At 69.0% G+C, this 13,549-nt stretch carries 11 protein-coding genes; 1 reads left to right on the forward strand and 10 read right to left on the reverse strand.

Annotated elements, in window-relative coordinates:
• Positions 1–26: 26 nt before the first annotated feature.
• Together DIE16_RS07505 and DIE16_RS07510 are read right to left on the reverse strand one after the other, a co-directional pair.
• Entirely contained in the window at positions 27–1,478 is a 1,452-nt protein-coding gene (locus tag DIE16_RS07505; RefSeq protein WP_124520144.1) for an aldehyde dehydrogenase, read from the reverse strand.
• 43 nt (positions 1,479–1,521) lie between these two features.
• Positions 1,522–2,349, reverse strand: coding sequence for a p-hydroxycinnamoyl CoA hydratase/lyase (locus DIE16_RS07510; protein WP_021163522.1), 828 nt, complete (start codon positions 2,347–2,349; stop codon positions 1,522–1,524).
• A gap of 169 nt (positions 2,350–2,518) precedes the next feature.
• Here DIE16_RS07510 and DIE16_RS07515 point away from each other — a divergent pair, with 169 nt between their 5' ends.
• Entirely contained in the window at positions 2,519–3,409 is an 891-nt protein-coding gene (locus DIE16_RS07515) for an amidohydrolase family protein (protein ID WP_124486005.1), read from the forward strand.
• Between the two features lie 72 nt (positions 3,410–3,481).
• On the opposite strand, the gene DIE16_RS07520 is transcribed toward DIE16_RS07515, so the two are convergent.
• The 8 genes from DIE16_RS07520 to DIE16_RS07555 all read right to left on the reverse strand — a co-directional run bounded on the left by DIE16_RS07520 (position 3,482) and on the right by DIE16_RS07555 (position 13,545).
• Positions 3,482–4,384 carry an SMP-30/gluconolactonase/LRE family protein gene (locus tag DIE16_RS07520; protein ID WP_124486004.1) on the reverse strand — a complete coding sequence of 301 codons (903 nt, stop codon included), beginning with the start codon at positions 4,382–4,384 and terminating at the stop codon, positions 3,482–3,484.
• 51 nt (positions 4,385–4,435) lie between these two features.
• On the reverse strand, positions 4,436–5,455 hold the full coding sequence (gene araH, locus DIE16_RS07525) for an L-arabinose ABC transporter permease AraH (RefSeq protein ID WP_044847378.1): 1,020 nt from the start codon (positions 5,453–5,455) through the stop codon (positions 4,436–4,438).
• Between the two features lie 30 nt (positions 5,456–5,485).
• Positions 5,486–7,048 carry an L-arabinose ABC transporter ATP-binding protein AraG gene (araG, locus tag DIE16_RS07530; protein WP_124520203.1) on the reverse strand — a complete coding sequence of 521 codons (1,563 nt, stop codon included), beginning with the start codon at positions 7,046–7,048 and terminating at the stop codon, positions 5,486–5,488.
• A 20-nt stretch (positions 7,049–7,068) separates the two neighbouring features.
• On the reverse strand, positions 7,069–8,082 hold the full coding sequence (locus tag DIE16_RS07535; RefSeq protein ID WP_124486002.1) for an arabinose ABC transporter substrate-binding protein: 1,014 nt from the start codon (positions 8,080–8,082) through the stop codon (positions 7,069–7,071).
• Positions 8,083–8,169: 87 nt separating this feature from the next.
• A complete protein-coding gene (locus DIE16_RS07540; RefSeq protein WP_124520146.1) occupies positions 8,170–9,099 on the reverse strand; it encodes a Gfo/Idh/MocA family protein in 930 nt (309 codons plus the stop codon).
• 24 nt (positions 9,100–9,123) lie between these two features.
• Positions 9,124–10,053: a dihydrodipicolinate synthase family protein gene (locus DIE16_RS07545; RefSeq protein ID WP_124486001.1), complete on the reverse strand. Its 930-nt coding sequence runs from the start codon at positions 10,051–10,053 to the stop codon at positions 9,124–9,126.
• A 50-nt stretch (positions 10,054–10,103) separates the two neighbouring features.
• Complete coding sequence (locus tag DIE16_RS07550) at positions 10,104–11,462, reverse strand: MFS transporter (RefSeq protein ID WP_124892092.1); 1,359 nt, start codon at positions 11,460–11,462, stop codon at positions 10,104–10,106.
• Positions 11,463–11,793: 331 nt separating this feature from the next.
• On the reverse strand, positions 11,794–13,545 hold the full coding sequence (locus tag DIE16_RS07555; RefSeq protein WP_124485999.1) for an IlvD/Edd family dehydratase: 1,752 nt from the start codon (positions 13,543–13,545) through the stop codon (positions 11,794–11,796).
• Positions 13,546–13,549 lie beyond the last annotated feature (4 nt).

Below are 13,549 nucleotides of genomic sequence, written 5' to 3' on the forward strand. Positions count from 1 at the left end.
TGGGGCGCCGCGGCGCCCGGGACTGCTCAGATCGGGTAGTGACGCGGCGTGGTCTGGACCGTGATCCAGCGCAGGTCGGTAAACTCGGCGATCGACGCCTTGCTGCCGAACCGGCCGTAGCCGCTTGCCTTCACGCCGCCGAACGGCATCTGCGCCTCGTCGTGCACCGTCGGCCCGTTGATGTGGCAGATGCCCGATTCGATCTGCTTCGCGACCTGCATCGCGCGCGCGATATCGCGGCTGAACACCGCCGCCGACAGCCCGTACTCGCTGTCGTTCGCGGCCGCGAGCGCGGCGGCGTCGCCGTCGACGCGCTGCACGGTCACCACCGGCCCGAACGATTCGTCCGCATACAGCTGCATGTCGCGCGTGACACCGTCGACGATCGTCGGCTGCATCACCGCGCCGCTGACTTCACAGCCGAGCGGCAGCGCGGCGCCGTGCTCGCGCGCGTCGTCCACCATCGCCGCGATCCGCTGCGCGGCGGCCGCGCTTTCGAGCGTGCCCAGCACGGCACCCGGCGCGGCCGGGTTGCCGGCCTTCAGCGTGCGTGCCTTCGCGACGAGCCGTTCGACGAACGCATCGGCGACCTTGCGATCGACGATCACGCGCTCGGTCGACATGCAGATTTGCCCCTGGTTGAAGAACGCGCCGAATGCGACTGCCTCGACCGCCGCGTCGAGATCGGCGTCGTCGAGCACGAGCACCGGCGCCTTGCCGCCGAGTTCAAGCAGCGCCGGCTTCAGGTGCTGCGCGGCGAGCGTCGCGACGATGCGGCCGACGCGTGTCGAACCGGTGAAGTTCACGCGGCGCACCGCCGGGTTCGCGATCAGCCGCTCGACGATCGCCGGCGCATTCTGCGGCGCATGCGTGATCACGTTGACCACGCCGTCGCCGAGCCCTGCGTCGTGCAGCACGCTGCCGATCAGCCGGTGCACGCCCGGGCAACCCTCGGACGCCTTCAGCACCACCGTGTTGCCGCATGCGAGCGGCATCGCGAGCGCACGGGTCGCGAGAATCACCGGCGCATTCCACGGCGCGATCCCGAGCACGACACCGCACGGCTGGCGCACGGCCATCGCGAGGCTGCCGGGCACGTCCGACGGGATCACCGCGCCGTCGATCTGCGTGGTCATCGCGGCCGCCTCGCGCAGCATGTTCGCCGCGAGCATCACGTTGAAGCCGTACCAGTTCGCCATCGCACCGGTTTCCGCGCGGCCGGTTTCGATGAATTCGCCCGCGCGCGCGTCCATCCGGTCGGCCGCCGCGAGCAGCCGCCGACGGCGCTCGGTCGGCGCGAGCGCGGCCCACGCGGGGAATGCGCGCGCCGCTGCCGCGACCGCTGCGTCCGCGTCGGCAAGCGTCGCCGCGGCGGCGCGCGACGCCACCTGTCCCGTCGCCGGATCGATCCGGTCGAAGGTCCCGCCGTCCGACGCGCCGCGCGACACGCCGTCGATCAACAAACTCACTTCGTGCATTTCCGTGTCTCCACTCGGATCCGGTTGCGTGCGGCGGCGCGCGTCAGCGCTTGTACGCCTGCAGGCCCGGCTTGATGCTCTTGTCGTCGAGGAACTGCTTGAGGCCCTGCTCGCGCCCGCCTTCCGGATCGCGGTAGTTCGCCTGGTCGAGCTTCGCGTACAGGTAGTCCTCGTTCTGCTCCCAGGTCAGTTCGCGGCAACGCTTGAAGCCGTGCTTCGCGTTACGGATCACGACCGGGTTCTTGTCGAGCAGCTTCGCGGCCAGCGCGCGCACCTCGTCGCGCAGCTGCGCGCGCGGCACGCTCTTGTTGACGAGCCCCATCTGCGCGGCCTGCGGGCCGGTGAAGGTGTCGCCGGTCATGATGTAGTAGAGCGCCTGGCGATGTCCCACGGTGTCGGCCATCGCCTTGCTGACGAGGTTGCCCGGCGGGATGCCCCAGTTGATTTCCGACAGGCCGAACACAGCTTCGTCGGCCGCGATCGCGAGGTCGCACGCGACGAGCGGCGAGAAGCCGCCGCCGAAGCACCAGCCGTTGACCATCGCGATCGTCGGCTTCGCATACATGCGCAGCAATTGCCACTGCCAGCGGCTCGCGTCGCGGCGAATCTTTTCCTGCAGGATTTCCGGGCCCGCGTCGACTTCGCGGAAATACTCCTTCAGGTCCATCCCGGCCGTCCAGGCGTCGCCCTCGCCGGTCAGCACGAGCACCTGCGCCTCGGCATCGAGTTCGATCGCCTCCAGCACGTCGATCATCTCCGCGTTCAGCGTCGGGCTCATCGCGTTGCGCTTGTCCGGACGGTTCAGCGTCACCCATGCGATCCCGCCCTCGACCTCGACCTTCACCGTTTTCCAGCGCCCTTCGTAACCCATTTTCGTTCTCCAATGACGATGCCGCCCTGTGCGACTCGCGACCAATTTACTATCAGGTAACCTGATATGTAAAGTAGAATGGAAGCGGCTCCGGACAAACCCCTAAACGGGCCCGGACAGCCGATTTCGCGCCGTGCCGGCCGACGAATCACGACATGAGGAGACACGCTTGGATATCGACAACCTGATCGCCATCGACACGCACGTGCACGCCGAAGTGTCGTGCTGCCAGCCGCCGGACCTGTTCGCGAAGGCATTCGACGACGCGGCCGACAAGTACTTCGGCACCGTGCTGAAGCAGGGCCGTCGGCCGACCATTCCGGAGACGATCGCGTATTACCGCGAGCGCCGGATCGGCTTCGTGATGTTCACCGTCGACTGCGAGACGAACATCGGCCGGCGGCGCATTCCGAACGAGGAAATCGCGCAATTCGCGCAGGACAACGCCGACGTGATGATCGCGTTCGCGAGCATCGACCCGCACAAGGGCCGCTTCGGCGCGCGCGAGGCGCGCCGCCTGATCGACGAGCATGGCGTGAAGGGCTTCAAGTTCCACCCGACGATGCAGGGATGCTTCCCGAACGACAGGCTCGCATATCCGATCTACGAGGTGATCGCGGAATACGGGTTGCCGGCCGTATTCCACAGCGGGCATTCGGGGATGGGATCGGGGATGCGCGGCGGCGGCGGGCTGCGTCTGAAGTATTCCGAACCGATTCACCTCGACGACGTCGCGGCCGACTTCCCGGACATGAAGATCGTGATCGCGCACCCTTCATGGCCGTGGCAGGAGCAGGCGCTGTCGATCGCGCTGCACAAGCCGAACGTCTACATCGACCTGTCGGGATGGTCGCCGAAGTACTTCTCGCCGGAGCTGGTGAAATACGCGAGCACGCTGCTCAGGCACAAGGTGCTGTTCGCGTCCGATTTTCCGCTGATCCGGCCGGACCGCTGGCTCGAGGATTTTCAGGGTGCCGGGTTCCGGCCCGACGTGCATTCGCTGATTCTGAAAGACAACGCAGTCGCGTTGCTGGGGCTGCAGGCCGCGCAGCAGTCGTGACCCGTCCGGCCGTGACGGCGCCGGCAGCGCGCGGCGGCGCGACCGACCGCGCTGCCGCCCGCACCGGCGCGCTCAGTTCGCGGGCTTGCCCGCGAATCGCGCGGTCGGCAACCCCGCGTAGCGCGTCCGGGCGACGAACACGCCGCCGGCATCGGCATCGCTCGCCAGCGCGTCGTCGCTCAACCCGACACGCGCGCTCGTCACGTACAAGCGGCCTTCACCGTCGATTGCGACGCAGCTGGGCTGCGCGGTCGGCACGGCCACGCGATCCGTCTCGACGCCATCGGGCCCATAACGCACCACCCGCCGGCCGCCCCACTGCGCGTTCCACAGCCCGCCGTCGCGATCCATCGTCGAGCCGTCCGGGTCGCCGTCTGCATCGGTCAGTCGCGCGAACGGCCGCACGTTGGCCACGTCGCCGCCCGCGCGGTAATCGCAGACGAGAATCTCGCGCACCATCGAATCGCAGAAATGCATCTTCGCGCCGTCCGGCGAGAACGCGATGCTGTTCGCGATCGCGGCCGCCGGCAATGCAAGCCGTTCGAGCGTGAGGTCCGGATTGAGCCGGTAGAAGCCGCCGACCGCGCGCGGCGGATCGCCGCCTTCGTCCTTCATCCCGAACACGAACGCGCCGAACGGATCGCAGCGGCCGTCGTTCAGCCGCGTCGGCAGGTCGGATTCGACGTCGACGATCCGCGTGAATTCGCCGCTGCGCAGATCGAAGAACGCGAGATGCGTCGCAAGCCCGACCAGCAGCACGTCGGGATCATGCGTGAGCGCGAAGCACGCGAGCCGTTCGGGCATCGGCCACTGTGCGAGGTCCGAGCCGTCCGCGCGGCAGCGCCACAGCCGCGCGCCTTCGATGTCCGTCCAGTACAGCGCGTGCGTCGCGTCGCACCACGTCGCGCCTTCGCCGAGCGTGTTGCGGCTGTCGACCAGCAGCGCCGCCGCCGTGCCCGGATGAGTCTGTTGCATGCCGTCTCCCGATGTCTTTCGCATTCGCAGGCGGCCGCGCGTTCGTCAGGGTCAGATCTTCATCGCGCGCCGCTGGTTGCGACGATACTGGTCGAACAGCACCGCGAGCAACAGAATTCCGCCGCGTATCAGATATTGGTAAAAGGTCGGCACGTTCAGGAGGCTCATCGCGTCCTGCACGGAGCCCATGATCAGCACGCCGACCAGCACGCCGGAGATCGTCGCGACGCCGCCCGTCAGCGACACGCCGCCGAGCACGCACGCGGAGATCACGCCGAGTTCGAGACCGACCGACGTCTTCGGGTCGCCGAGGCTCATCCGCGACGCGAGCATCACGCCGGCGAAGCCGGTCACGAGGCCCTGCAGCACGAACACCGCGATCTTGATGCGCATCACCGGCAGCCCCGCGAGCAGCGCGGCCTCGCCGTTGCCGCCGACCGCCAGCACGTTCTTGCCGAACACGGTCTTGCGCAACAGGAAGCCGAACACGACGAAGCCGACGATGTTGCTCCAGATCGGATACGAGATGCCGAGGAACGAGCCGCCGCCGAGATCGAAGAAGCGCTCCTCGGAGATCATCACCGCGTCGCCGTTCGACGTGATGAACGCGAGCCCGCGCACGACTTCCATCATCGCGAGCGTGACGATCAGAGAGTTGATCCGCCAGCGCGCGATCAGCACGCCGTTCACGAGCCCGACCGCACCGCCCGCGAGCACGCCGGCGGCGATGCCGAGCACGACGCTGTGCGTCGCGGTGATCAGCGTCGACGCGACGACGCCCGAGAACGCGACGATCGACGCGACCGACAGGTCGACTTCGCCGAGCGCGAGCACGAACATCATCGTCACCGCGATCGAGCCGATCAGCGTGACCGACAGGAGCAGGCCCTGGATGTTGCGCGGCGTGAGGAAGTCCGGCACGGTCAGCGACAGCGTCGCGAACAGCACGAGAAACACCATCACGATGCCGGAGCGGTTGATCAGTTGCCACACGCCGCCGCGCGCCCGCGCGGGCGCGGCTGCGGCATCGGGGGACGGGGAAGTGCGTTGGGGTTGCATTGCCTGGCTCATAACGTTTGCTTTCCGGTTGACTGCAGGCCGCTAGCGCGGCAGCGCGAGCTTGATCAGCGCGTCGGGTGTCGCCTGCGCCTTCGCGACCTCGCCCGCGATCCGTCCTTCCTTCATCACGATGACGCGGTCCGCCACGCCGATCACCTCGGCCAGATCGCTCGACACGATGATCACCGTGCGGCCCGCTTCCGCGAGTTCGTAGAACAGGTTGTAGATTTCCGCGCGCGCGCCGACGTCGATGCCGCGCGTCGGCTCGTCCATCAGGAACACGTCGATGCGCTCGGCCAGCCAGCGCGCGAGCACGACCTTCTGCTGGTTGCCGCCCGACAGCGCGCCGATCGGCGTCTCGCCGTCGCGGGTCTTGATCGCGAGCCGCTCGATGTATTGCTGCGCCAGCTCGCGTTCGCGCCGCGCGTCGAGCAGCACGCGCGCCGGGCTGAAATGTCGGCGCGCGCTGATGTTCAGGTTGTCGGCCACCGACGCGATCGCGACGATGCCTTCCTGCTTGCGGTCCTCGGGGCACAGCGCGATGCCGGCGCGCACCGCGTGCCGCGGGCTCGCGAACGCCACGCGCTTGCCGCCCAGCTCGACATGCCCGCCCGTGGGCCGTGCCGCGCCGTACAGCAGCTTCATCAGCTCCGAGCGGCCCGCGCCGACGAGCCCGAAGAAGCCGACGATCTCGCCGCGCCGCGCGGCGAACGACACCGGCTCGGACAGGCCGGGCCCGACGAGCCCCTTCGCCTCGATCAGCACGTCGCCGGCCGTGCGCGGCCGGTAGCCGTACACGTCCTCGATCGAGCGACCGACCATGCAGCCGATCAGCCGGTCGCGATCAAGGTCGGCGACCGATTCGAACGTCTCGATCCGGCGGCCGTCGCGGAACACCGTCACGCGATCGCACAGCGCGTCGACTTCCTCCATCCGGTGCGTGACGTAGATGATCGCGCGGCCCTCGGCGCGCAGCGAACGGATGATGCGGAACAGCTGCGTCGTCTCGCGCGCGGACAGCGAACTCGTCGGCTCGTCGAACGCGATCACGCGTGCGTCGCGCATCAGCGCCTTGCCGATCTCGATCATCTGGCGCTGGCCGATCGACAAATACTTCACCGGGATGTCCGGGTCGATGTGCTCGCCGAGCCGCTCCAGCGCATCGAGCGCGCGCACGGCAAGCGCGCGCTCGTCGACCACGCCGAGCCGGCTCGGCAGCTGGCCGAGCATCAGGTTCTCGGCGACCGTCAGCTCGGGTACCAGATGCAGCTCCTGGTAGATGATCGCGATGCCGGCCTCGAGCGCGGCGCGCGTCGACGCGAAGCGCTGCACCGCGCCGTTCAGCGTCAGCGTGCCGGCCTGCGGCTGATTTACGCCGGACAGCACCTTCAGCAGCGTCGACTTGCCCGCGCCGTTCTCGCCCATCAGCCCGTGCACCTCGCCGGCGCGCACCGACAGCGACACGCCGTCGAGCGCGCGCACGCCCGGGAACGTCACCGTAATGCCGTCGAGCGCGAGCAGCGCGCCGCCGGCCGGCGGCGGCGCGGTGCCGGGCGTGGCCACGTCGTCGTGGCGCGAACTGGCCGTCATCATCTGCATCGTCATCGCGTCGTCGCCCCGCACGTTCAGATGCCGAGCTCGGCGCGCACGGCCTGCCAGTTCGCGCGCGTCATCAGCTTGCCGCTCGTCTGCGTGTCGGCCGGCGGCGTCTTGCCGTTGCGGATCCAGTCGACGAGGTTCTGCGTGCTGTCCTTGCCGTGATTCGTCGAGCTGACCGCGATCGTTCCGTAGAAGCCGGTCGGCTCCTTCTTCTGGAACTCGGCGAACGCCTCGCCCGCGCCATTGATGCCGACGCCGATCACGTCCGCGGCCGGGATGTGCAGCTGTTCGGTCGCGCGTACCGCGCCGAGCACGGTTTCCTCGTTCAGCGCGTAGACCACCCACTTCTTGATGTTCGGATGGCGCGCGAGCACGGGCGCCGCCGCGCTGAAGCCGCCTTCGTCGTCGGTCGTCTTCTGCGGCGCGTCGAAGATGTTTTCCTTGCGGAAGCCGTTCGCGAGCAGCGCCTGCGTCGCGCCGTCGGTGCGCAGCTTCGCGGTCGGCAGCTCGTAGTTGGTGACGCGCAGCGCGCCGACTTCCTCCGGCTTCCAGCCGCGCCGCTTCATCTCGTCGGCGATCGCCTGGCCGACCTGGTTGCCGATCTTGGTCGCCGACATCCCGAGGTGCGGCACGTTCGGCAGCGGCTTGCCGGTCGAGTCGACGAGCTGGTCGTCGACCGTCACGAACTTCATGTTGTAGCGCTTCGCGCGCGACGCGATCGCCGGCCCGAGGCGCACGTCGGGTGCGCAGATCACGAAGCCCTGCGCGCCTTGCGAGCCGAGATTGTCGATCGCGGCGAGCACCTTCTCGCCGTCCGGCGTGCCGATCTTCACGACCGAGAAGTTCTCCTTCTGGCCGAGCGCGGACGCCGCGTTCTGCTCGTTGATGAACCATGCCTGCTCGGGCATCTTCACCAGGAAGCCGATCTTCAGCGGCGCGTCGGCGTGCGCGGCGCCCTGCATCCCGAGCGGCGCGAGGCAAAGCGCGGCCAGCAGCGCGCGCAGCGTGTGGCGGCGGATCGTGTGGGTCGTGCGGTTCATGCGGTGTCTCCTTGTCTGTTGGCTTGGGTCTTCAACTTGCGTCGTGCGCGTTTCGTCGTGCGCGGTCGCGCTCGCGGCGGCACGGTGTCAGCGGCCGAACGCGTCGGTCCCGACGCGCCGGCCGAACAGGAATGCGTCGGCGACGAGCCGCAACGGCCGCACGTCGACGTCGCTTTCGCCGCGCGCGATCAGCGCGCGGAACTGCGCATACAGCGCGGGGTACTCGCGCTGCGGCCCGATCTCGACCGGCTCGCCCGCAATCGACAATTGCGCGCCGCCGCGGCTGATCGCGAGCACGCCGTCCGACGTGTCGACCGCGATCTCCCATTGCTCGACGGGGCCGTGCCGCCAGTCGAATTCCGCGCGCACGGGCACGCCGTGCGTATCGGCGCACTCGAGGTCGGCCGCGATCGGCATCTGCGCGTCGCTCGGCACGTAGAGCGTCGCCTCGCGCAGCACGAGCTCGCGCGGCAGGATCCGCGTGACGATCGACAGCGCGTTGATGCCGGGATCGAACACGCCGAGGCCGCCGGGCTCCCAGATCCACTGCTGGCCCGGATGCCAGCGCCGCACGTCCTCCTTCCAGCGCACCTGCACCGCGCGGATCGTGCGCGTCGCGAGCCACGCGCGCGCCGGTTCCACCGCGCTCGCGCAGCGCGAATGCCAGGTCGCGAACAGCGTGAGGCCGCGTTCGCGCGCGAGCGCGTCCAGCGCGGCCACTTCGCCGAGCGTCGCGCCCGGCGGCTTCTCGAGCATCACGTGCTTGCCGGCCTCGAGCGCGGCACGTGCCTGCGCGTAGCGCACCTGCGGCGGCGCGCACAGCGACACGGCGTCGAGCTCGGGCTCGGCGGCCAGCAGCGCGCCCAGGTCCTGGTAGTTGCGCACGCCGTCGACTTCCGCATGACGGCTCGCGCACGCGGTCAGCACGAAACCCGGTTCGGCGGCGATCGCCGGCAAATGCTGGTCGCGCGCGATCTTGCCGATCCCGATCACGCCCAGTGAAATCACGTCGCTCATCTGCGTTTCTCCTTCGCCACTTGCTCAGTGCGCCCAGCGCAGCACGAGCGGATCGAGCCGGCGCGCGATCGCGAGCAGCTCCGCGCGCGTGTCCGGGTGCAGTTCCGGCATCGGGTGCCGTGGCCGCTCGCACGCGATCACACCGCCGGCGCGCATCAGCGCCTTCGCGGTGAGGATCCCGGACTGGCGGTTCTCGTGATTGATCAGCGGCAGCCACGTCTGATAGCGCGCGAACGCCTCGTCGTGCCGCCCTTCGCGGAATGCTTCGAGGATCGGCCGGATGCCGTCCGGAAAGCCGCCGCCGGTCATCGCACCGGTCGCGCCGGCATGCAGGTCGGCGAGCAGCGTGATCGCCTCCTCGCCGTCCCACGGCCCTTCGATCGCGTCGCCGCCGAGCCGGATCAGCTCGCGCAGCTTGTTCGCCGCACCCGGCGTCTCGATCTTGAAGTACGCGACCTGCTCGATCTCGCGCGCCATGCGCGCGAGGAACGGCGCGGACAGCGCGGTGCCGCTCGCGGGCGCATCCTGGATCATGATCGGGATGTCGATCGCGTCCGACACGCGCGCGAAGAACTCGAAGATCTGCGCTTCGGGCACGCGGAACGTCGCGCCGTGATACGGCGGCATCGCCATCACCATCGCCGCGCCGAGTTGCTGCGCGCGCAGGCTGCGCGCCGCGCACACCTGCGTGCCGTAGTGCGACGTCGTGACGATCACCGGCACGCGGCCGGCGACGTGTTCGAGGATCGTGCGCGTGAGCACGTCGCGTTCGTCGTCGGTGACCGCGAACTGCTCGGAGAAGTTCGCGAGGATGCACAGCCCGTCCGAGCCCGCGTCGATCATGAAGTCGACCGCGCGCTTCTGGCTTGCGAGGTCGAGCTCGCCGGTCTCGGAAAACGTCGTCGGGACGACGGGGAAGATGCCGCGATAGCGCGGCGTGCTGCTCGATGTCATGGTTCGGTCCTGCGTCGGTCGAAGCGGCGTTCAGCCGGAAAACACGGGGTTCAGGATTCGCCGGCGAATGTGCCCGCGGCCGGCTCGGGCGCGCGCAGCGCGGCGCGCACCACGAACGTCATCAGCACCGCGAACAGCAACGTCGCCGCGAGGAAGTACAGGCCGGCCGCGAGGCTGCCGGTCGACGCCTTGATCAGGCCGATGCCGTACGGCCCCAGGTAGCCGCCGAGATTCGCGAGCGAATTGATCGCGGCGATGCCGACCGCCGCGCTCGTGCCGGCGAGGAATTCGCCGGGCAGCGCCCATACGACGGCCTGGATCGAATACAGCGAGAACGCGGTCAGGCAGATGAACAGGAACTGCAGCGCCGGTTCGCGCACCCACGCGCTCGCGCCCATCGTCACGGCGGCGGCCGCCGACACGACGACGATGTGCCAGTAACGCTCGCGCTTGCGATCCGAATGACGCGGCACGACGAGCAGGCCGACCACCGCGAACAGGTACGGCACCGCGGACAGCATCCCCGTCGCCGCATCGCCGGTGCCGAACGCGTGGATGATCGTCGGCAGCCACAGCGACAGCCCGTAGATGCACAGCGGAAACGGCAGGAACAGCGCGGCGAGCAGCAGTACGCGGCGGTCGCGCAATGCGGCGAGCGGATTGCCGTGCGAATCGGGGCGATACGTGTCGCGATCGGCGGCGAGCTGCCGCGCGATCCAGCGGCGCTCGTCGTCGTTCAGCCAGCGCGCATGCGCGGGCGATTCGGGCAGCAGCCGCAGCGTGGGCCACGCGAGCAGCACGGCCGGGAGGCCGCTGACGACGAACAGCGTCTGCCAGTCCGACAGGCCGAACAGCCCGTGCGTCGACAGCAGCCAACCGGCGAGCGGGCCCGTCACGATGCCGGCAAGCGGCTGCGCAAGGACGAGCAGGCCGATCACGCGGGCACGGTCGCGCATCGGGAACCATTGCGTGAGGAAGTACAGGATGCCGGGATAGAGACCGGCTTCCGCCGCGCCGAGCAGGAAGCGCAGCACGTAGAAGCTGGCCGGCCCCTGTACCAGCGCCATCGCCATCGTGATCACGCCCCACGTCGCGAGGATGCGTGCGAACCAGACGCGCGCGCCGAAGCGTCCGACCGCGAGGTTGCTCGGCACCTCGCACAGGAAGTAGCCGATGAAGAACAGTCCGGCGCCGAGTCCGTATGCGGCATCGCCGAGGCCGATCGCCGCGTTCATGTGCAGCTTCGCGAAGCCGACGACGGTACGGTCGACGTAGGCGACCACGTAAATCAGCGCGAGGAACGGCACGAGCTTGCGCGTGAGCAGGCGGGTCAGTTGCCGTTCGTCGACGGCTGCCGGCGAATCGGACCGGTCCGCCACGGCGTGCGCGGGGGGGTACTGCGTCGTCATCTTGTCTCCTGTCGGCGTACGTTGGCGCTTTAGCGCTTACGTACGCCCCATGCTTCGCGGTCGGCCACCGTTAGCGCTTTAGCGCTTACGGGGGCCCCATGCTGCGCGGTCGGCGTACGTTGGCGCTTTAGCGCTTACGTACGCCCCATGCTTTGCGGTCGGCCTACGTTGGCGCTTTAGCGCTTGCGTACGCCCCATGCTTTGCGGTCGGCCCGCATTAGCGCTTTAGTGCGTGCGTGCCCCCCATGCTTCGCGCTCGACCACGGCCGGCGCGTCACTCGTTTCCCTCAGGCCCCGCCGCGGTCCGCGTCCCTGCACGGCTATGCGCCGCTCAATGCGAATGGCTCGGCACGTCCGCGCCGCGCGTGCCGACCAGGAAGTCGAGGTCGCACCCCTCGTCCGCCTGCAGCACGTGATCGATATACAGCCGCGCATAGCCGCCCTTGCCGAGCTGCCCGGCCACGCCCGGCGCCGCTGTCGGATCGACGTCCGACAGGCGCCGCTGCAGTTCGTCATCCGAAATGTCCAGATGCAGCGTGCCGGCCTCGCAGTCGAGCTCGATCCAGTCGCCGTTGCGCACGGCGGCCAGCGGGCCACCCGCGGCCGCTTCCGGCGCGACGTGCAGCACGACCGTGCCGTACGCGGTGCCGCTCATCCGCGCATCCGAGATCCGCACCATGTCCTTCACGCCCTGGCGCAGCAGCTTCGGCGGTAGCCCCATGTTGCCGACCTCGGCCATCCCCGGATAACCGCGCGGCCCGCAGTTCTTCAGCACCAGCACCGAGCTCGCGTCGACGTCGAGCGCTTCGTCGTTGATCGTCGCCTTGTAGTGATCGAGATTCTCGAACACCACCGCGCGGCCGCGATGCTTCAGCAGCTCGGGGCTCGCCGCCGACGGCTTCAGCACCGCGCCGCGCGGCGCGAGATTGCCGCGCAGGATGCAGATTCCGCCGTCGGCGATCAGCGGCCGGTCGAGCGGGCGGATCACCTCGTCGTCGTAGTTCGGCGCTTCGCGCACGTTGTCCCACAGCGACTTGCCGTTGACCGTCAGCGCGTCCGGGTGCGGCAGCAGCCCGCCTTCGCCGAGCCGGCGCAGCACGGCCGGCAGCCCGCCCGCGTAATAGAACTCCTCCATCAGGAAGCGCCCCGACGGCATCAGGTCGACGATCGTCGGCGTGTCGCGGCCGATGCGCATCCAGTCCTCGAGTTCGAGCGGCACGCCGATGCGGCCCGCGATCGCCTTCAGGTGGATCACCGCGTTGGTCGAGCCGCCGATCGCCGCGTTCGCGCGGATCGCGTTCTCGAATGCGGCACGCGTCAGGACCTTCGACAGCACGAGCCCTTCGAGCGCCATCTCGACGATGCGGATGCCCGACATGTGCGCGAGCACATAGCGGCGCGAATCGACCGCCGGAATCGCTGCGTTGTGCGGCAGCGCGACGCCGAGCGCCTCGGCCATGCACGCCATCGTCGACGCGGTGCCCATCGTGTTGCAGGTGCCGGCCGAGCGCGACATGCCGGCCTCGGCAGACAGGAAGTGGTGCAGGTCGATCTCGCCTGCCTTCAGCGCTTCATGCAGCTGCCACACGGCCGTGCCCGAGCCGATGTTCTTGCCTTCGAGCTTGCCGTTCAGCATCGGCCCGCCCGACACGACGATCGCCGGCACGTCGCAGCTCGCCGCGCCCATCAGCAGCGCGGGGGTCGTCTTGTCGCAACCGGCGAGCAGCACGACCGCGTCGATCGGGTTGCCGCGGATCGCTTCCTCGACGTCCATCGACGCCAGGTTGCGCGTGAGCATCGCCGACGGCCGCAGGTTCGATTCGCCGTTCGAGAACACCGGGAACTCGACCGGGAACCCGCCCGCCTCGGAGATCCCGCGCTTCACGTGCTCCGCGAGCTTGCGGAAGTGCGCGTTGCACGGCGTCAGTTCGGACCACGTGTTGCAGATGCCGATGATCGGCCGGCCGTCGAACTCGTGATCGGGGATGCCCTGGTTCTTCATCCAGCTCCGGTACATGAAGCCGTTCTTGTCGTTGGTGCCGAACCATTGGGTGGAGCGCAGCCTGGGTTTCGTTGCCGACATCGTC

The organism is Burkholderia sp. Bp9090 (assembly GCF_003857985.1).
Lineage (GTDB): Bacteria > Pseudomonadota > Gammaproteobacteria > Burkholderiales > Burkholderiaceae > Burkholderia.

Excerpts from the sequence above, each read along its gene's own strand:
- DIE16_RS07505 (WP_124520144.1), bottom strand. The coding sequence starts at position 1,478 with ATGCACGAAGTGAGTTTGTTGATCGACGGCGTGTCGCGCGGCGCGTCG.
- DIE16_RS07510 (WP_021163522.1), bottom strand. The coding sequence starts at position 2,349 with ATGGGTTACGAAGGGCGCTGGAAAACGGTGAAGGTCGAGGTCGAGGGC.
- DIE16_RS07520 (WP_124486004.1), bottom strand. The coding sequence starts at position 4,384 with ATGCAACAGACTCATCCGGGCACGGCGGCGGCGCTGCTGGTCGACAGC.
- araH (WP_044847378.1), bottom strand. The coding sequence starts at position 5,455 with ATGAGCCAGGCAATGCAACCCCAACGCACTTCCCCGTCCCCCGATGCC.
- araG (WP_124520203.1), bottom strand. The coding sequence starts at position 7,048 with ATGACGATGCAGATGATGACGGCCAGTTCGCGCCACGACGACGTGGCC.
- DIE16_RS07535 (WP_124486002.1), bottom strand. The coding sequence starts at position 8,082 with ATGAACCGCACGACCCACACGATCCGCCGCCACACGCTGCGCGCGCTG.
- DIE16_RS07540 (WP_124520146.1), bottom strand. The coding sequence starts at position 9,099 with ATGAGCGACGTGATTTCACTGGGCGTGATCGGGATCGGCAAGATCGCG.
- DIE16_RS07545 (WP_124486001.1), bottom strand. The coding sequence starts at position 10,053 with ATGACATCGAGCAGCACGCCGCGCTATCGCGGCATCTTCCCCGTCGTC.
- DIE16_RS07550 (WP_124892092.1), bottom strand. The coding sequence starts at position 11,462 with ATGACGACGCAGTACCCCCCCGCGCACGCCGTGGCGGACCGGTCCGAT.
- DIE16_RS07555 (WP_124485999.1), bottom strand. The coding sequence starts at position 13,545 with ATGTCGGCAACGAAACCCAGGCTGCGCTCCACCCAATGGTTCGGCACC.